This window comes from Microbacterium sp. NPDC058269 (assembly GCF_042881445.1).
GTDB lineage: Bacteria > Actinomycetota > Actinomycetes > Actinomycetales > Microbacteriaceae > Microbacterium.
In genome coordinates this window covers 624,010-641,194 of sequence record NZ_JBHVXT010000002.1, presented here as the reverse complement: position 1 = coordinate 641,194, position 17,185 = coordinate 624,010, and the positions used below count along the sequence as shown (strand labels likewise).

The following is a 17,185-nucleotide window of genomic DNA, read 5'->3' as shown; positions in this document are numbered from 1 at the left end:
GCCCTGGCCGCTCACGAGTCCTCCGCCAACGCGTCCTTGACGAGCGTGGAGAGGATCGACTTCCCGTCGATCGGGCCGATGATGCGCGCGGCGACGCGGCCCTGCTTGTCGATCACGAGCGTGGTCGGCGTCGCGGCGATCGGCGTCTCCGTCGCGAAGGCGAGCTTGGCCTGGGCGGTGTCGACGTCGATCAGGCTCGGGTAGGTGATGCCGTATTCGTTGGCGAACGCAACGGCGGTATCCGCCTGATCACGGGTGTTGATGCCGATGAATGCGACGTCCTGATCGCTGAAGTCCTGCCAGACGCCTTCCAGATCGGCGGCCTCGAGACGGCACGGCGCGCAGCCGGCGTACCAGAAGTTGATCACGGCGACCTGTCCGGCGATGTCCTTGCTGTCGAACTCCTCGCCCGTCTCGGTCACCCCGCTGAAGACGACGGGTTCGCCGCGCTCGGAGACCGGGATCTCGACGATCGCCCCGTCGGCGGCGACATAACCGGTGTTCTCGCCGTTCAGGAACGATTCGCTGACCGGATCGGGAGCGCAGGCGCTCAGACCGATGGCGAGCACCGCAGCGAGCGCGGCACCGACCGCACGACGCGAACGCCGGGTGCGGGAGGAGCGGCCGCTGCGGATCGGACGGAGCGTCGAATCGCTTGGCACGACTCCGAGTTTACGCAGAGCTTCCTATGCGCGAGCCGGAAACGAGGCCTCCTCCGACGAGCCTCAGAAGCGCGCCAGGATGTCGTCCACGCCCGCCCGGAACCGGGGGCAGGTGGCGATGTCGTGGGCCCGGCAGCCCATCGCGTGCTCGGTCATCTCTCGGGATCGGCGCATCTCCTCCATGCGTCGATCGAGATCGTCCAGGTGCTGCTGCAACACCTGGTGCCGCCCGGCGCTCCCGTCGTCGAGCAGCACGGCTATCTGTTCGAGCGTCATCCCCGCGGCCTTGCTGCGTTGGATCACGGCGATGCGTACGACCTCGTCCTCTCCATAGCGCCTCCGCCCCGCGGGGTCCCGGGGAGGAGTGAGCAGCCCCACCGACTCCCAATGCCGCAGCACGTTCGTCGGCAGCTCGTGTCAATCGTCGTACACGGCGCACCAGTTATCCCGTAGATGACCCGCGAGATTACGCGGAACGCTCTGAGCTACGCGAAAATTTCTCGTCATCACAACTGATCTGTTCTGGCAGTGCCGCTGCAAACGTCCCTCAGTCCCCCGCCAGATGCGTTCTAACTGGACAGACCACACCGACGAGTGGGCCGCCGCTTCGTACCGGCTGAAGGATCCGGACGGCACCCCGACTCGCGAGCGTCACGCTTGTGCGAGGACGTGTACCTCAACCTTCGAGACGTCATACTGGCTCACGCTTTTGCCGGTCGCTTGGTCTGGATGGAAGAGCGCCAAGTTAGTACCGTCGCTGACAGAGCTGCGATACACAACGCCGTCGAATCCGCAGCTTTTGATGAACTCACATAGATGCTGGCTCGGGACGTATTCGAATGGAGCGCCTTGTGGAAGCACCGGACGTGTGAGTTCTTCTCCAAGCCGTTCGAGGAGTGGCAGATCCGCGTGCATCTGGCCGACCTCGTCGTCGTTGAGTTCAAAAGGTGAGATTCGCGCGCGCGGAGCGCGAAGATCGACTGCTTTCATGCTCGGGATCTCGAACTCGGCGACGCAAGCGACCTCTCCGGTGTGCGGCCGCACTTCCGACACCGCGGTGGTCGGACTAGACCCGAGGTACAGGTATGGGATTCCGGCCGGATTGGCTCGTCCATGTCCCGCCTTCTTGGAAGGCGGAGCGCCCATCTTGTCGAGCGTGAACGGATCGTCGCTCACGATCCGAGCCCGATGCCAGCTCGGGCTCAGCTCCGTCGGGTCGACAATGAGGTAGTCGAGCAGGGCTTGAAGTCGGTCATAGTCGATCTTCTGATTCAGGAACCACCGATTGCCGTGCATCATTTCGTGACGAAGATCGTCCCAGTGCGCCAGGCTCGTCGCCTGGTACTTGTCCGAAGCCGAATGCGGCTTCCTCACAATCTCGCCATCGTCGAGGATGTCAGCCAGAAGCTCCTTGGCTGCTGGATCCTCGCCCATCACTGGTCCGGTAAACAGACCCCAATCGTGCCGCAGCAACGCAGGCAGCGAATCACCGTCTGAGTCGGACTCGTAAATCGCAAGCAGGTTCTCGAACGACTCCCGGAGGAGCGGGGGCTGGACCAGTGTGGCGCCTTCAACGTGACAGTATCCGCACTCCCCCACGCTAGGGCTGAGCTTGTCGGCGATGAAGTTGCGCAGGAAATCGTCGCTGAAGCACTCAGCGCAGCAGAGGCGCTCAGGCATCCGCGTTGCGGTGATAGTCCGCGAGCGTCTCGATGTGATGCCTGATGGACAGCTTCTTGATGTATCCCAGCCCGGGGAAGTGACCGGCGTCGTGAAGGCGACGGAACTCCTCAACAGCTGACGTCTCCACGAGCTTCGACTCAGGGGCGTCGAGCTTAGCAATGAGCTTTGCCAGAGCCTCGGCGAACTTGTTCGCCGGATCTGTGGGGGTGTCGTTCGAGTCCGACTTGAAGTGGTAGACAAACATCGCATCGTCGTTATCGGGGTCGATATAGGTCAGGTGGATGGCCACCGCGTACGCAGGACCGCCTCCTTCGCTGAAGCGATCTCCTACGGTCAGGAAGTCACCGTAACCATCCATGTCGAGATCGGTGTAGGTGATGTGCAGATCGGAGAACGCATCCACGGGCTCGTAGTCCGCGTTCTTCTGCTGCTCGAATCCATCTCGAACCAGTACCCGCGTCCCGGCGGCGAAGTGTCTCCGATACAGCATGCTTGCTTGATCTTCGATGAACACGTTCGTCACGGCGATGTCGTTGTCACGAAGGTACTCAGCGAGGTCTCGGGGCGCTGTGAACCCCGCATGTACAAGAGTCTGGGCGTGATCCGCGTGTCTTGAGATGAGAGCCTTCGCCGTCTCCAGACTCGTGCCGTTAACGAGCAGGATGCCGGCCGAGATGGCGCTGTCATCTTTATAGTTCGCGTCGAGAAACGCGCTAATGGTCGCGCCGTCGGCTTTGTGGTCACCATGTCGAGGGTTGATGATGACGATGGCCTCTCCGCCCGCGTCGCTGATTGCTTGCAGCGCCCGCTCAAGCCCGTTGAGAGATTCTCGTACTGGCTCGATGATGGGCACGAAGGAAGCCTCGGCCATCACGTCCGCACTCTCACGCAGAGCGAGTAGTTCGAACTGCTTTCCGCGGAAGTACGGGTAGTACATGAGCTATCTCCAAGCGAGTGCGGCACCTATGGGCAAGCGTGTCGCGTCGCGGAGCCTGCGCTCGGACGCGTCATTCATCTTCAGCGTAAGCATGGCAGCACGCAGGGACATTGGGAGGGATTTGATGTACTCCTCGGCCGAACTCCGGGAGCGAGACTGCTTGAGTGTGCTCACCATTCGGTCGTGGGCGCGGGCCGGATCTAGCTCGACGAACAGATCCCTCAGCGCTGCGCGCATCTGCGTGTTGGGAACCCGTGGTGGCTCGACGTTGAGGTCCCGGAGGATCGCGCACGCCTCGTCGACGCGAACGAAGTCGAGAATGGCGAGAGGGTCCGTGCGGGAGGCGTCTCCCGCTGCGGACCGCTCCGTTCTGAGCGTAAATCGGTCAGTGAGGACGAGTACGCCCACCTCTTCCGGCACTTGTCGCAGCACCTGGGTGACGTGCGAGGGGCTGGTCACGACGTTCACAGCCGCAAAGACCTGCGCATATGCGGTGACCTGCGTACGCAACCGGATCAAAGAGTCGCGCTCGGACTTGATCTCGTATGCAGTCGATGTGCCGTTGAAGACGACGACGTCGGCCTTCGACATACCAACTCGCGCTTCACCGAGCATGGACGCTGTGCGCAGGTTGTGCTGACCGAGCAGTATCTTCTGCGTGATTGCTGACCGGTACACGTACTCGTCGCGGTTGCCTAGCCTGCGGAGGATCTTGAAGGCCTGGTCGAAGGCATCGCCAACTGTCGAACTCGAGTGCAGCGTTCGAGCAATGCCGGACTGTTCCAGAAGCCGAGAGAGCAACCCTGACTGGCCCGTCTGTCCAAGTTCACGGATGACAGTAGAGGAGAACATCCGCGTGGATGCAGCGAGCTCGGTCTTCGCCGCGTTCATCGCCTCACCCCCTGTCGACCGCCGATCTGCGCGGTCGAGCCGCGCACCGAGTCTATCCGAGGGGGCTGGCCGCGGGTTGAGATGGCGCGGGCGGGGCGCAGAAGAGATCGGTCCTTCCGCGCCCCGCTCTTGGCCGGTGGCCGCGCATTCATCTGAGAACAGTTCATGACCGTGATGTGCGCGGCCCGGCATCAATAGTTGTCAGTCCGCGTCGGCATGACAGTCTCTGCACCCGCCTCGCGCGATTCGCGTTCTCGGGCCTTCGTGGCTCTGGTGCCCCTGCGCGCATCGCCACCACCTGGGCTTCTGCGAGGTCGCCTGCACGTCGGCAGGAGTGGTGCTCCCGTTGGCTGAGTGATCCCAGTCCGTCGCGACACGCGGATGCGTGGAGGCGAGATCGTTGACTCCGGGCACGCGCACCCTCATGCACGCCGGGCAGCGGTGCCCGCGAATCCGAACATTCCCCGACGCGAGCCACTCATGGCCGTGGTCAGCGCATCGCCACCAGATCCGCTTCGCGGTTCCTGCGACAACCTTCTCGGGTGCCAGCGTGCCGTTTCTCGTTGGGTGCCACTCTTTCGCCAGCTCAGGATGGGTGGTGGACATGTCGTTGTCACCAGCCACCACTCGGCGGTTGGAGCAGATCTGGCACCCGCCGCGGCCCATCGAGCGGAGCTTCGGAGACGTACGCCATCGGTGTTGTCGAGAACAACACCACCAGACATACGGAGTGGCCGCCGCATGGATGTTGTCTGCGGTGATACCACCGTTCAGGTCTGCGTCAAGCTCGTCCGCCAACTGAGGGTGAGTGTCTCTCATACTGGTTCCCGCAGGGACACTCCTGCCATCGCACCGTTGACATCCGGGCTGCCTCACCTGCCGATTCACGACTTGAGCCCACTCGTGGCCCCGAGGACATCGAAACCAGACGCGCCTGCCCGTCCCTGAAAGGGTTCTCTCCAGATGCACTGAGGTGTTCTTGGTGGGGTGCCATAGAGCCGCGACGTGGGGATGTGTCGCGGCCAGGTTGTTGGACGCATCGACCTTCTTGCGTGAGCAGTACGGGCAGCCGCCCCCGATGCGGCTGCGGACAACTGGCGCCATCAGGTAGTCGTGGCCCATCTGGGCGCACCTCCACCAGCGTTTGGTTGCGGACCCGGCAACGACGTCGTCTACTGCTAGACGCCCATTCTTCGTTGGGTGCCACTCTGTCGCCAACTCGGGGTGAGTAACGGAGAGCGCGTTGGACTCTGGGTCGACGAGGTGATTGGCGCAGTAACCGCATCCCACTCCTTTCGAGCGGGCCGCCGGAGTTTGCGCATATGAATGCCCCTTCGAGCACAGCCAAACTACGCGCCGAGCGGATCCCGACAGGAGTTCCTCAGGGTGAAGCCCCTTGTTGAGAACCGGGTGCCATTCAGAGATGAGCTGCGGATGAGTGTCTGCGAGCGTGTTGAACCCCCGAAGTGGCGCACGGCGCGCGCAGTAGCGGCATCCGTCAGACCGACGAGCATCGACGAGCGACTTCCTGTTCGCCGTGAAGCGATGACCGAGGAAGCACAGATATTCGTTGGGCTGATTGCTTGTCCATGCCAGGTCGAACCGTGTTCGGGGCAGATCGGAGCTCACGAACTGTACGAGGTGTCGGTGACGACCTCGCGGGTAGAACGACGTGCGCAGCTGCGCGAGGTCGTCGTTGTAATCGACGTGCTCGGCGGCGCTCTCCCCCGCGAAGCAATGCGGCCTCGATGATTCGTCATGCCCGATGTTTCGGACCATCAACCACACAGCATCCGTCAACACGATGCACGATGCGGCGCCGACGATCTCTTCAATGGAGGTGGACAGTCGCTGATACCGCGCCGCCGCTACGACACTTCGGTCCTTCACCTTGTGCAGTGCGTGAGGAGCGAGAACACGCTGCGCGATCCGCACGGCGACGATGAAGCGCTCGGACGGGTCCGCGGGGCGATCCCTCTCAGCCTGGACCCACGCGTCGACAGCTCCAAGGATCTCAGCGAAGCGGTGAGCGTCGATGACACCGGCCCTCCGGAGCCTGCGGTACAGGCGGTCAGCTGCCAGCACTTCGGACCCGACCTGAAACTGCTCATCAGGGCTCCCACCGGGCCCCACCCAACGTCGGTGTCTCGGACACACCCGGGGGCCGTCGTGGTTCATCTGCCGCGCTGGGGCACCGTTCGCGCATCGGGTGCAACCGAAGCGCTGGTCGAGGCCGGTGACACATTGTCCGCATCTGCTGTCGTCCTCGTGCGCCGGAAGGGCAGCGCGCTGCGCGGCGAAGTGACCGCTGCGTAGCGCGCCGAGTTCTTCCAGGAGCTGTTCGAGAGTCAGATGCGAGCCGGCTTCGTGCGCAACGCGCAGCCCTGACCTCCAACGCCGCTCGGGAATTGAGTTTGCGGCCGCGAGGCGCTGTCCGAAGCTCTCCACGGTTTCGAACGGTACGGGCCGTACTCGCACTGGCAGCGAACGAAGCTCAGGCAGCACGACGTGCCTTCTTCGGCGGGTTGACCATCATGTCGTAGAGCCGCTCTGTCGCAAGATCGAGCTTGATGGTCTCGAGGTGGGAGACGGTGATGATCTGGTCAGCGGGGGCAGCTTCGACCAGTTCAAGAGCAGCAACTGTCAGCAACCGAGAGAGCGCTCCGATAGACCCACTGGTCCGACGCCAGAGGTACTCGGCATGCGGGTCGAGCGTCCCGGTGGGGTGGCTGAACAGACCGAACTGCGTCTCGAAGGCACGGACGAGTGCTTTCCAGTCCCTCCGTCCGGCGTAAGTGCGGAAGTGCATACGCTCGAGCGACACCATCGTCGACCTCGACGCGAACTGCGCTCCGATGTCATCGTGCGAGAAGATCCTGTCGAGGTTGAACCCGACGTACAACGGCACGGCTTTCAGAGAGTTCATCAGGTTCTTGATGGCCTGGGCTGACTCGAACGTTCCGTTGCTCACGCGTGCGAGGTTCTGCATCTCATCGATGACAACGAGTGACGTGTGCGCGCGCTGCAACTGCTTGGTAACAAGCTGCGTCCTCTCCTCCAGCGTCATCTTCTCGATGAAGGGGACTTCCAGGAATCGGAGGAAGCGTCCCATGACTCCACGCGCCGTGGATCCTGGCGGCACCTCGATGTACACGACGGGGATGTGTTCATCGCGTTTCCAGTTCGGGTAGCGGAGTGCGTGACGGCGGAATGCTCCCGCCATGGCGTGGAGGGCTGCGGTGGTCTTGCCGGTTCCTGGGCGGCCGTTGACGACCACGCCGGCCCTGCCGACATCTCGCCGGGCGAAGATCTCCGCGCGCCGCACCTCCTTATCGAGCTCGTCGAGAGATGGCGTTTTTATGACGATGCCCGCGGCGATGCGGTCCGTGCGCTGCAAAGTGAAGCGTGCCCGACGTTCGGCGCTCCACCCGTGGTACGTGGCGACGGTCACGTTCTCTGCGACGGCCGGCTTGTGGTTCTCCAGCAGGGGCTGCAGCGTGCTCCGGGTATCGAGGTGGCCGCCGACCTTCTCGGCCTGGTTCTGGGAGGTAGACATGGGTTTCCTTTTCTTGGTCTCGAGGGTCTTGGTTTCAGGCGACGTCGAACTCGTAGCCGTCATCGTCTGCTTCGGCGTCGCGTGCGGCCTGGCGTTCGAGCCTGCGAGCTGCGCGCTGCTGCGCCTGACGAACGCGTCGCTGGTCCTCGCGTTCTGCCCGACGGCGCGCCTCCGACTCCGCCAGCACGTCTGTGCGGAGACGAAGGACCAGATCATCCGCCTGTTCGTCATCGAAAGTGATGCTCGCCTTCGAGAAGTCCGCAGTCCGCTGCATGAGCTCGCTGTTCATCGGACGCCACATGCCGGGAAGCGCTGTCCACCCACAGGTGATCCAGGCGCCGTCCTTTCCTCGCACCCACACCTGGTTGCGGTCGGTGGGGTCGAAGTGAACATCGACCTGCATGGGTGTGCCGTCGCCGCCTTTCTGTCGTCGGTAGGGGAAGAGATGAGGACTGTCGTAGGTGCGGCTGTTGAAGCTGATGCCATCGGTTTGAACTACTCGACGTTGGGAGGGCATCAGCGCGATGAAGTCGTCCTCTTGGAGGGCGACCGTGAAGTGCCCGGTGATCTCGATGGACGCCATGAACATTGAGTTCGGTGTGTGAAGAAGCGTCGGGTCGTCGAGGTCACGAAGACCTGCGTGCTCCCGGTTCTGCCAGACGATGGCCGTCCAACGGTCGAACAAGTCGTCGACTTCATGCAGCTGCAGGACCTTGTCCTTGGCAGCCTTCGCGCCGCGCATGGCGATACTCCCGCCGACGTAGCCTGGGAGGAACTGAGCGAACTTGCTGTTGATGGTGCCGAAGTTCCGCTCGACGTGGGCCTTGCTGGTCGGGCTCTGCGGCGGCGACTCAGTGAGACTGATGCCGTACCGTTCACAGGCAGCCCGGAAGACGAGCGAACGATAGTCCTGACCGTTGTCAATGAGGATGCGTCGAGGGAAGATGTAGGGCCGGTGAGCGTCGAAAGCCGCTCGTTGTTCTTCGGAGAGGTGCTTCGCCCATGGCATCTCGTCTAGTCCCAGAGACGCATACGCGTCGTTCCAGGAGCGCGTCCTTCGAGGCACGAGTGCGTTCGCCAGAAGCAGGGCGTGGTCGTAGCCGGTGGGAGGTCCGACGGTGAACGCGTGGGAAAGGATGCTGCGTGTCTTTCGGTCGAGAAGGACAGTCAGGTAGGGCCGCGCGATCTTTCCGTCTGGCATCTGGACGAATGCATCGAAGACCGTGGTGTCGACCTGGCACTCGTCGCCGGGCGCGCCGGCTCCTCTGGGGCGGAATGTCCGCTTGGGCACGAGAGCGTCGGTCTCCCGCCTGGCTGCCGCTCGCGTCGGATCCTGGTCGCCAGCGAGACGCTTCACCATGCGGATGACCGTCGAGAGGGATGGCGGCTGAGGGCGCTCGTCCGCCTGCGGATACCTCTCGTAGAGCACTCTCTTCAGGTCCGCTCGGATGCTCGTGTACGTGATGCTCGAACGGCCCTTGTACCCGTCAAGAAGCTCGACGACGATCTCTTCGATTCCCTCGTCGATTCGGGAGAGCGGTGCATCCGGCTTGACACTGCGCCGGTCGCTCAGGCCGGCGACGCCGATCTCGCGGTACCGGCGAAGACGTCGTTTGAGCGTTGCCTCCGACATCTTCAGGCCGACCTCTTCGAGCTCTTTCAGCTTGCGCGCCATCCGTCTCGTGATGGGCACGGACTCGTCGTACTCGGCGCGACGTCCCTCCCCCGCTACAGGTGTGCCATCGAGGATCTCCTGCAGGTGAGGTGCGAGACGGATTGCGTCCTCGTTGAGTGCGCCCAGTGTCCGGGTGAGCGGCTCGGGCCGTGCCTCCTCGCGCTTCAGCGAGGTTCCTGGTGCGAGCTGTCGCGCGAGTTCGAGATGGTGGATGAGTTCTTCGTCACAGGTGCGCTCGTTCCGGATCAGGAAGCATCCTTTGCCGTAGGAGACAATGCGGAATGGGCCGCGCTCGAGCTGAGCGATCTGTCCGAGGATGATGATGGGCGGTTTGGGCATGGCGTGTGCTCTTTCTCTGCGATGGTCACGCGACGGTGACGAGTGAGTGGTCGGTGAAAGGTCGTTCGAGGTCGATGTGGAGCTCTCGTCGCCACATCAGATGCGTGAGGGCGGGCAGCAGTTCTCCGGGCTTGTCCGTGGCGAGCGCGAGTCGTAGATCGCCGAAGAGGGGCGTGCGAGTCGCAGTCCTGAGAATGCGCTGCTTCACGCTCGAGGTCGGCGCGAACATCGGGTGTCGGTAGCGTGCGAGCATCTCGAGGTTCCAGAACGTGATGTCCGGCATCTGATCCCGAACTTCGTAACCCCATCCGAGGACGTCGCACATCCGCTGAGTCGCCGCGAAGACTCGCACGTCTCGTGCAGTCATGAGCCCCTCGGGGTGGATATCGTGCAGGCTCCGCTCACCATGGTCTGCCGTGGCGAGGTAGTCCGGGATGTGCGTGGTGCCGTCCGCGAACGTGATGATGAACGGCTGTTCCCGCACGGCCCGCACCGGACGCTCGTGGTCGAGCATCATCAGCCAGGAGTACTCGGCCATTGATTCGTGCCAGACGAGCTTTCCCAGTGCCTCGAACCAGTAGCGGCCTTGGAAGCTCAGTTGCCCCTTGTACTTCGGGGCTTCGCGAGCGCGCTTGCTCGGTGTCGCGTCCTTAAGGCGCTGCACGTTGTTCGCTCGGGTCGTCTGCAGTCCGTTCTTGTCCCACCACGAGATGCGAGACGTGTCTGCGCCAGTGGTCGTCGTTTGGATCATGTCTTCTCCTGTCGGCTCACGTTCGATGACACTAACGGGCGTACGCGCCGTTTTCGGTATTTCGCTTGAAGTTGGGAGCATGCGCCGTACCTGTCTACGGGCGGCACTACTCTGTTAGACGTGTCCAATCCCCGTTACATGCCGAGATCCTTCGTGATTCCTCCGCGCGATTTTGGCCGCCGCAAACCCACCGATTGGCGCGAGCCGGATAGCTCGTGGACTCCACTGGAGATTGCCCAGCTGGAGGCGTCGCAGCTGCAGCACCAGATCGCGTACGGGATCGTGGAGGAGTACCTTCCACACTCGGAGTTCCGCACCATCACTGGCCTCGCAGCGCACTTGGAGATGCCCTACGACCGCCTTCAACGCATGTTGAACGGGCGCATAGTCATGGCGCTCGAGGACATAAGTCGCCTGCGCAAGCTGATTGGCACCCCCCTTGATGAGTGGATGCGGAGCGCAGACATGTAGACGCCGGGAACCTAGCTCGTCCCCAACCCGCTCAGCGCATCGCCCAGGCTCACTCAAGCCCAGAAAGTTCCGTACACATCGGCGTGTCATACGCGGAATATAATACGCATCTGCTACACGCACAAGCCTCACTCGATTGCGCGACCACGCCCGTCAGGTGAGCGCGCGTCGACGAAGTCATGGCTGCGGGGCGGCGACCGCCGTGTCCAGCTGTCGGTGCAGCTGAATGCCGTCGGCTTCGACCAGCCGCGGTAGCGTGCACCTATGGCCCGTTTCTATGTCGAAGGGGCGCGCGCTGACGCGAACGACCTTCGTGTGTGGGATCGCATCGAGCGAGAGTTCGTGGACGATCCAGATGAACGACGCGCCGCTCGAGTGCTGTACCAACTCACGGGGCACCACCCATTCCTGTGGGACACGAGCGGACGTCAGCGCGCAGTGGACATCTACCTGCGTTCACCATCGGGTGACGTGACCGTCGTCGAGGTCTCCTCCACCTTTGACCCTGTCCTAAGACGAGACACAGACAACGCCTTCCGTTTGAGGCGGGAGATTGCCGCGGTCTACGCCGGTACCGCATCCTGGGTTCTTCACTTTCACAAAGCCTGGGATGTACCTCCCACGAAGCAGCGCCGCCGCCTGGCGCAACAGATCAACGGAGAGCTCAAGGAGCGTGAGGCAACACATAAGTCCGGCTACCTCCGCGCCGCGCCCTTGATCTACGCGTGGGCTGACACCCACGGAGCTCCCGGCGTCGAGATCGGCGGATGGGATTCACGAGTCGGACAGGCGCGCGGTCGCGTGAGTGACCACTTCACTGAGTACTTCCACACTGAGCCGCTAACGCGCAAGAGGCGCAAGCTCGCCGAAGGGTCGAGCGCCCTCGGAGCCTCCTCGCGACACCTGTATCTGTTCACAACGCCCACTGGCACGCGCGCACGCCTCGGCTCCGCGCACCTCTGGGACCTCACCGACGGGAGCTTCGCACTTCCAGCGGATGTCGACTGCCTATGGCTTGACAGCCTCAATACGACGGTTCGCCGATTCTCGGCGGCGGACGGCTGGACTACGTTCTCGCTCTGACGAGCCGAGCTGCCGAAATTCTGGTGCCGTGATTCGCATTCGCTGACTTCACCAGCCCCACTGTCCCACCCTGCCCGTACGCTGAGGCCATGCACCCTGAACTCAACCCGTTCACGCCGGGATCGGGACGAACTCCGCCATTGCTCGCGGGCCGAGCCGAAGTGGTCGACGCATTCGACCTCTTGGTGGCACGGTCACGCGGACGAAACCGCGGAGCGAGCATCGTGCTGCACGGCTATCGCGGTGTCGGAAAGACCGTTCTGCTCAACGCCATGAGAGAGCAAGCCGAACGCGCGGGCTGGCTCTGCATCGATGTCGAAGCGCAGACCTCGGATGCCGGACCTGCGGCCATCCGTCAGCGCCTTGGACGCAAGCTCCACGAGGCCGCCGAGAAATTCAAGAACGGCAAGAGCTACACAGAAGCAGTCAAGCGCGCGCTCGGCACCCTGACCGGCTTCTCGCTGTCCCTGGGTGTCATCTCCATCGAGACTGCCCGTGAGCCTTCCACCGGGCGAGCGTCGTCCGGGGTGCTTGAAGTTGACCTTGAAGAACTCATCGAAGACTTTGCGGACGCGCTGCGTGAGTCCCACTCAGCCGTCGGAGTGTTCATCGACGAGATGCAAGACGTCGATGACGAACTGCTCTCCGCACTTATCACCGTGCAGAACCGCGCGGGGCAGAAGGACATTCCTTTCTACGTGGTTGGCGCTGGCCTGCCGACGCTCCCTGGACGCCTTGCCGGCGCGCGAAGCTACGCCGAGCGGCTCTTCGACTACCGTCACATCGGAGCATTGGACGCAGAGGCCTCACGCGCCGCGATACGTAACCCGCTCAGCACCCACGGTCTAACAATCGACGACGACGCTCTCGACCTTCTGACCAGCGCCGCGAAGGGGTATCCGTACTTCTTGCAGCTTTTCGCGCAGGAGTCGTGGGACCTAACCCCGACACGGACGATTGACCTGACGGTCGCACGCCAAGCTCTCGAGAAGGCTCAAAGACAACTCGACCAAGGGTACTTCCGCTCCAGCTGGGATCGCGCAGATGCTGCGGAGCGTGCAGTACTTCGCGCGATGGCTGCGACTGGCGACGACGACGAGTACCCGGTCGATGGCCTCCTTGGCGAATCAGGCCTGGAGCCCGCGCAGTTCAGCGCCGCTTGCGATTCGCTGGAGAGGAAGAGCGTGATCCTTCGATCAGGACCTGGTCGAATCGCGTTCACCACGCCTGGGCTGACCGGGCACGTGCGCCGTCGCGCTGCGGAGAATGTGTAGATTCTGCTTTTGCCTTCGAATCTGGCTGGGACGCTATGCTTGACCCACCTTCGCGCGAGGTGTCACGGAATCGTGCGAGATCCCAATGGGTGAGGCAGATGACCCTTAACGCTCCGTAGCTACGCGGGCTGAAGGGTTTGACGTGGCGTAGCAGGCGGGGAGCAAGCCGGTTCTGAACGGTAGCTCCCCGCCTTTTAAACGCCGCGCCCACCCCAACGTCTCGCTTTCGCGACTCCATCCTCACCCTGAGCCCGGCATTCCACACCCGGCGCAGCACCGACGGCCGCCCCTCCCTTGCGGCTGGTCATGTCGTGCGAATGCGTGAGAAAACCCTGAGGTGGAGAGCGGCGCGTCCACCTCTGACCATGCCTCGAAGAACGTCCCTCCCGATCTCAAAGCCGGGTCCTGGGTTCGCGAGACTCGTGCCGACGAGCTCCGCGCCGAGGCCTCCGGCATGCGTGTCGCGTGGCGCTCGTGACTGACGCGATGCCTGCCGCCAGGCTCGGCGACGGCGAGTATCAGCACGGTGGACTTGACGTTGACGTGCGTTCAGGGAACCCCACCTTGAAAGGGACGGACACTCTGGCGGGAGCCACGCTCACCCTCGACCGCGCTGTCCAGGTTGTCACCGCGGCAGGGGTAGACAAGAAGGACGCCGTTGCCGTGGCAAGCACAGTTCCCGAGGGCATACTCGGCGAAGGGTCTGACCCACGCAGGCGCGTGCCTTCCGCCTCGCACGCTGTCGAGGTAACCTTCTCGCCATGGCCGAACATCAGCAGCGCACCCGGCTCATCGCTGAGGATGATGCGGGGAATGACTACGAGTACCTCGAGACGTACGTTCCGTTCGACGGTGAGACGTACCATGAGTGGATTGTGGAGGAACTTCCCGAGCAGCGCTTCCGGCTTTGGCGCATTGACGGGTTCCCCGCCTCCGGCAGAGTCAGTTACCGTCGCCGGGAGGAATGTGACGCGGCTGAACTGGAGAGAGCGGGATACGCCGATGAGCCACGAGTGAGGCGTCCCGTGAAACACTGATGACGGCGTCAGTCGTAGCTTCGGTGCACGTGCCAGCCGTCTTCGGCGCGGAAGACGTCGAACACCAGCGACTGGCCGTCTTCGTCGGTGCCTTGGAAGCGCCATCCGTAGAGTCCCGCCTGCTGCTCGAGGGGGCGCTCCACACCGAGTGTCGTAGTCGAGTCGGTGTATCGGTGACCCTCCACCGGCATCCGGCGAAGATCATCCTCGTTGGAACATCGTCGACCATCCATATGGTCGCAGGAGGATGAACGGTCGCGGGTCTCATGCTTCGAGGATAGAACATAGCTTCGAATCTTGCTAGACTGTTTACGGCCGGAGAATGGGCGCCGGCTTGGGTTCGAGCAAGCGACTGGCGACGTACTACGACATGCGCTCTATGGAGCAATGCGGTGCAACATGCCGCCGAGGAGGGCACAGAACTCGGGAATTACTCCCGCTATACCGACTAGGCGACAGGCCCTGCGCACTGAGTAGTCTTCGAGTATGGCGCGGAGCGAGGGCGCAGCGCATCGAGGTGCCGGCGCTCCGTCAGATCCGAGAGGCGGCGGGCCGATGACCGAAACCGAGGAAGCGAATCCGTGGGCGAAGATCGTCGGCCCCTGTTACACGGTCGGCTCTCTCGCTCGTGCCCTCGGTTGGACGGAGTCGGACGTGAAGGAGGCTGCCGATTCGCTCGACGTGCTCGAGCTCGAGACCGATGACGGCGTCATGCTCTACCCTGCGTTCCAGGTCCACGAGGGGCAGTTGGTCGAGGGACTCGGTGCCACCCTCCGAGTGCTGAGCAAGGGCACTCGGGGGCGATGGACGTGGGCGCAATGGTTGAACACCCGAGTCAACGACGACACCGGCGAGGAGGCGCCCAGCGCAATCGAACAACTGCTGGCCGGGCAACTCGATGAGGTGCTCCGCGACGCTCGTCACACCGCGTGGGCCTGGAGCGTCTGACTCAAGCGGACTCTCGACCGGCGTGAAGGCGTGGCGGCGGTTTGGACCTGCCCGTGGCGAGCACGTTGCACGACCTAAGAGCGCCAGCGCGAACCGCCTCAAGGCGAGCTGAGACATTCTGGACTCGACTGAGCTAGTCGGCGCGTCGGGTGGCAGCCGGCGCAGAGACTTCATACTCATCGTTCCCGCCGATGAGATCACAGGCAACGCGTCTTGGACGACTATCGCCGCGCAGCGAAGCATGAAGGGGTATCTACTCGTTGCCCTAGAGGAGACTCCGATGGCGAAGATTTTGCTGGTCCTGTACCCCGACCCCACCGGCGGCTACCCGCCGCGCTATGCCCGAGACAGCATCCCGGTCATCGAGCGCTACCCGAACGGGCAGACGCTCCCCTCCCCGAAAGGTCTCGACTTCACCCCGGGTGAGCTCGTGGGCTCTGTCTCCGGGGAGCTGGGCCTGCGCCGCTTCCTCGAAGATGCCGGGCACACTCTCGTCGTGACCAGCGACAAGGAAGGCCCTGACTCGGTCTTCGAGCGTGAACTTCCCGACGCGGACGTTGTCATCTCTCAGCCGTTCTGGCCGGCATATCTCACGCCGGAGCGCATCAAGAAGGCACCCAACCTGAAGCTGGCTATCACCGCCGGTATCGGCAGCGACCACGTCGATCGCCGTCGAAGCCGGGATGAGGTTCCTTCGCCTGTCGTCGTGAACTTCTTCAACCCGCGCCGCGTCCAACTCGCCGGGATGCTCTCAGCCAGCGCGCCGTTCGTTGCCGCCGTTCGCGCCGAGCTCTTCCAGAAGTGCATGCCTCTGACCGCCCAGGACCTGGAGATCAGCGCTGTCGACGACCCCGAGACGGTCGGCGCTCGCGGCGCAGTGAAGCTGCTCCTGAACGAAGTGCTCGCCCCGGCACGCATCGACCGCATCGCGTCCATCGAGGCTCCGAACTGAACGCCCAACGCGCTTGCTCGGCCTGCAGCCGGGCGCTCAGTAGCGCCAACTGCGCCCGCTGAGTCGGGGGATCAACAGCCAGGCGCGAGAGGACGCACCAACCCCTCGCGATGCCGCAGACCAGGTCAGCGCCACCGACTACGTCCGCTAGATCGCAGGCCTTTCGGTGGCCAGTGCCGGCGACACAGACGGCCCGCAGCCTAGCAGTGCAACGCATCAGCCTGGACCCCAAAGTCATCTCCAACCATTGGTGGCCCCTCGAATCAAAGGACTAGACACGAGTGCCGGTCTCTCGGACGCGCAAGGTGGTCGCAGCCCCCACCCATCGCCGACTTCGCTGTACAGTCAGACCGATTGGGGATGGCGAACATGGGGACAACAGCGAACTTTCAAGTACTGAGAAGCGCGGTCATCGCGGCGTCAGACGCAGACACCTGGAAGAAGGCGCTTCTCGAGTGGGACGTGACCTCGGTGGAGGAGCATCCGACCAGCGATGGGGTGTGCGTGTGCGGTCAGATCGGGCTGCTGTGGATGTACACCATCACCAATGAGGTCAACGGGGCGGAGCTCTACCCGATTGGCAGCTCGTGCGTGGAGCACTTCGGTCGCACCGACCTCAACCGTCGCGTCGATGTACTCCACAAGCTCGCCTTTGTGCAGGCCGCAGCGAACGCCGGCAAGACCGTGGAGATGACGACCGAGTTCTTCTCACGTGCAGCGTTGAAGTTCCTCCTCGAGGAAGGCGCGTTCACCCCCGACAGCTACAACCATGGGGACGGGGCGAATGACTATGAGTTCCTGCTCAAGATGTTCGGCAAGCGCGACAAGACCACCATCACCTCGAAGCAGCGGTACAAGATCCGCAAGTTGGTCTCGGACAAGATCATCCCGTTCATCCTGGCTGACCCTCGCGTGGTCTAAGGCGT

18 protein-coding genes are annotated in these 17,185 nt (G+C 63.2%); 8 read left to right on the top strand and 10 right to left on the bottom strand.

Annotation, left to right across the window (positions count from 1 at the left end):
* Window positions 1-11: 11 nt before the first annotated feature.
* The 6 genes from ACFVWL_RS11465 to ACFVWL_RS11440 all read right to left on the bottom strand — a co-directional run bounded on the left by ACFVWL_RS11465 (window position 12) and on the right by ACFVWL_RS11440 (window position 5,952).
* Entirely contained in the window at window positions 12-662 is a 651-nt protein-coding gene (locus ACFVWL_RS11465) for a TlpA family protein disulfide reductase (protein WP_387182541.1), read from the bottom strand.
* Window positions 663-725: 63 nt separating this feature from the next.
* Window positions 726-1,073: a MerR family transcriptional regulator gene (locus ACFVWL_RS11460; protein WP_387183612.1), complete on the bottom strand. Its 348-nt coding sequence runs from the start codon at window positions 1,071-1,073 to the stop codon at window positions 726-728.
* Between the two features lie 240 nt (window positions 1,074-1,313).
* Window positions 1,314-2,342: an RES family NAD+ phosphorylase gene (locus ACFVWL_RS11455; protein WP_387182539.1), complete on the bottom strand. Its 1,029-nt coding sequence runs from the start codon at window positions 2,340-2,342 to the stop codon at window positions 1,314-1,316.
* Complete coding sequence (locus ACFVWL_RS11450) at window positions 2,335-3,282, bottom strand: sce7725 family protein (protein ID WP_387182537.1); 948 nt, start codon at window positions 3,280-3,282, stop codon at window positions 2,335-2,337. Before ACFVWL_RS11450 ends, ACFVWL_RS11455 begins: the two co-directional genes overlap by 8 nt.
* A 3-nt stretch (window positions 3,283-3,285) precedes the next feature.
* Complete coding sequence (locus ACFVWL_RS11445; protein WP_387182535.1) at window positions 3,286-4,173, bottom strand: sce7726 family protein; 888 nt, start codon at window positions 4,171-4,173, stop codon at window positions 3,286-3,288.
* A gap of 201 nt (window positions 4,174-4,374) precedes the next feature.
* Window positions 4,375-5,952: a zinc-ribbon domain-containing protein gene (locus ACFVWL_RS11440; RefSeq protein WP_387183609.1), complete on the bottom strand. Its 1,578-nt coding sequence runs from the start codon at window positions 5,950-5,952 to the stop codon at window positions 4,375-4,377.
* Between ACFVWL_RS11440 and ACFVWL_RS11435 the strand changes: the two genes are divergently transcribed.
* Window positions 5,932-6,489: a hypothetical protein gene (locus ACFVWL_RS11435; protein WP_387183646.1), complete on the top strand. Its 558-nt coding sequence runs from the start codon at window positions 5,932-5,934 to the stop codon at window positions 6,487-6,489. The genes ACFVWL_RS11440 and ACFVWL_RS11435 overlap by 21 nt on opposite strands.
* 178 nt (window positions 6,490-6,667) lie before the next feature.
* Here ACFVWL_RS11435 and ACFVWL_RS11430 read toward each other — a convergent pair whose 3' ends face one another.
* The 3 genes from ACFVWL_RS11430 to ACFVWL_RS11420 are packed head-to-tail and all read right to left on the bottom strand — an operon-like array spanning window position 6,668 to window position 10,494.
* Window positions 6,668-7,729: a TniB family NTP-binding protein gene (locus ACFVWL_RS11430; RefSeq protein WP_387182532.1), complete on the bottom strand. Its 1,062-nt coding sequence runs from the start codon at window positions 7,727-7,729 to the stop codon at window positions 6,668-6,670.
* 34 nt (window positions 7,730-7,763) lie between these two features.
* Window positions 7,764-9,743, bottom strand: a complete 1,980-nt coding sequence (locus tag ACFVWL_RS11425; protein WP_387182530.1) for a Mu transposase C-terminal domain-containing protein — start codon at window positions 9,741-9,743, stop codon at window positions 7,764-7,766.
* Window positions 9,744-9,768: 25 nt separating this feature from the next.
* On the bottom strand, window positions 9,769-10,494 hold the full coding sequence (locus ACFVWL_RS11420; RefSeq protein ID WP_387182527.1) for a TnsA-like heteromeric transposase endonuclease subunit: 726 nt from the start codon (window positions 10,492-10,494) through the stop codon (window positions 9,769-9,771).
* 120 nt (window positions 10,495-10,614) lie between these two features.
* Here ACFVWL_RS11420 and ACFVWL_RS11415 point away from each other — a divergent pair, with 120 nt between their 5' ends.
* The 4 genes from ACFVWL_RS11415 to ACFVWL_RS11400 all read left to right on the top strand — a co-directional run bounded on the left by ACFVWL_RS11415 (window position 10,615) and on the right by ACFVWL_RS11400 (window position 14,359).
* Window positions 10,615-10,965 carry a hypothetical protein gene (locus ACFVWL_RS11415; protein WP_387182525.1) on the top strand — a complete coding sequence of 117 codons (351 nt, stop codon included), beginning with the start codon at window positions 10,615-10,617 and terminating at the stop codon, window positions 10,963-10,965.
* A gap of 264 nt (window positions 10,966-11,229) precedes the next feature.
* Window positions 11,230-12,048, top strand: a complete 819-nt coding sequence (locus ACFVWL_RS11410) for a hypothetical protein (protein ID WP_387182522.1) — start codon at window positions 11,230-11,232, stop codon at window positions 12,046-12,048.
* 89 nt (window positions 12,049-12,137) lie between these two features.
* On the top strand, window positions 12,138-13,322 hold the full coding sequence (locus ACFVWL_RS11405) for an AAA family ATPase (protein ID WP_387182520.1): 1,185 nt from the start codon (window positions 12,138-12,140) through the stop codon (window positions 13,320-13,322).
* A 761-nt stretch (window positions 13,323-14,083) separates the two neighbouring features.
* The gene (locus ACFVWL_RS11400) at window positions 14,084-14,359 is read left to right on the top strand and encodes a hypothetical protein (protein WP_387182517.1); all 276 of its coding nucleotides are present in this window, start codon (window positions 14,084-14,086) and stop codon (window positions 14,357-14,359) included.
* An 8-nt stretch (window positions 14,360-14,367) separates the two neighbouring features.
* Here ACFVWL_RS11400 and ACFVWL_RS11395 read toward each other — a convergent pair whose 3' ends face one another.
* Window positions 14,368-14,502 (bottom strand): hypothetical protein, encoded by a 135-nt coding sequence (locus ACFVWL_RS11395; protein WP_387182514.1) that lies wholly within the window; start codon window positions 14,500-14,502, stop codon window positions 14,368-14,370.
* Window positions 14,503-14,914: 412 nt separating this feature from the next.
* On the opposite strand from ACFVWL_RS11395, the gene ACFVWL_RS11390 reads away from it, so the two are divergent.
* The 3 genes from ACFVWL_RS11390 to ACFVWL_RS11380 all read left to right on the top strand — a co-directional run bounded on the left by ACFVWL_RS11390 (window position 14,915) and on the right by ACFVWL_RS11380 (window position 17,180).
* Window positions 14,915-15,307, top strand: a complete 393-nt coding sequence (locus tag ACFVWL_RS11390) for a hypothetical protein (protein WP_387182511.1) — start codon at window positions 14,915-14,917, stop codon at window positions 15,305-15,307.
* 280 nt (window positions 15,308-15,587) lie between these two features.
* Window positions 15,588-16,259, top strand: a complete 672-nt coding sequence (locus tag ACFVWL_RS11385; RefSeq protein ID WP_387182509.1) for a hypothetical protein — start codon at window positions 15,588-15,590, stop codon at window positions 16,257-16,259.
* A gap of 369 nt (window positions 16,260-16,628) precedes the next feature.
* The gene (locus ACFVWL_RS11380) at window positions 16,629-17,180 is read left to right on the top strand and encodes a hypothetical protein (protein WP_387182505.1); all 552 of its coding nucleotides are present in this window, start codon (window positions 16,629-16,631) and stop codon (window positions 17,178-17,180) included.
* The last annotated feature ends 5 nt before the right edge of the window (window positions 17,181-17,185 follow it).

Bases quoted from the DNA above. Each gene is read 5' to 3' on its own strand.
- ACFVWL_RS11455 (WP_387182539.1), bottom strand. From the start codon at position 2,342: ATGCCTGAGCGCCTCTGCTGCGCTGAGTGCTTCAGCGACGATTTCCTG.
- ACFVWL_RS11450 (WP_387182537.1), bottom strand. From the start codon at position 3,282: ATGTACTACCCGTACTTCCGCGGAAAGCAGTTCGAACTACTCGCTCTG.
- ACFVWL_RS11445 (WP_387182535.1), bottom strand. From the start codon at position 4,173: ATGAACGCGGCGAAGACCGAGCTCGCTGCATCCACGCGGATGTTCTCC.
- ACFVWL_RS11435 (WP_387183646.1), top strand. From the start codon at position 5,932: ATGCCCGATGTTTCGGACCATCAACCACACAGCATCCGTCAACACGAT.
- ACFVWL_RS11440 (WP_387183609.1), bottom strand. From the start codon at position 5,952: ATGGTCCGAAACATCGGGCATGACGAATCATCGAGGCCGCATTGCTTC.
- ACFVWL_RS11430 (WP_387182532.1), bottom strand. From the start codon at position 7,729: ATGTCTACCTCCCAGAACCAGGCCGAGAAGGTCGGCGGCCACCTCGAT.
- ACFVWL_RS11425 (WP_387182530.1), bottom strand. From the start codon at position 9,743: ATGCCCAAACCGCCCATCATCATCCTCGGACAGATCGCTCAGCTCGAG.
- ACFVWL_RS11420 (WP_387182527.1), bottom strand. From the start codon at position 10,494: ATGATCCAAACGACGACCACTGGCGCAGACACGTCTCGCATCTCGTGG.
- ACFVWL_RS11410 (WP_387182522.1), top strand. From the start codon at position 11,230: ATGGCCCGTTTCTATGTCGAAGGGGCGCGCGCTGACGCGAACGACCTT.
- ACFVWL_RS11405 (WP_387182520.1), top strand. From the start codon at position 12,138: ATGCACCCTGAACTCAACCCGTTCACGCCGGGATCGGGACGAACTCCG.
- ACFVWL_RS11400 (WP_387182517.1), top strand. From the start codon at position 14,084: ATGGCCGAACATCAGCAGCGCACCCGGCTCATCGCTGAGGATGATGCG.
- ACFVWL_RS11390 (WP_387182511.1), top strand. From the start codon at position 14,915: ATGACCGAAACCGAGGAAGCGAATCCGTGGGCGAAGATCGTCGGCCCC.
- ACFVWL_RS11385 (WP_387182509.1), top strand. From the start codon at position 15,588: ATGGCGAAGATTTTGCTGGTCCTGTACCCCGACCCCACCGGCGGCTAC.
- ACFVWL_RS11380 (WP_387182505.1), top strand. From the start codon at position 16,629: ATGGGGACAACAGCGAACTTTCAAGTACTGAGAAGCGCGGTCATCGCG.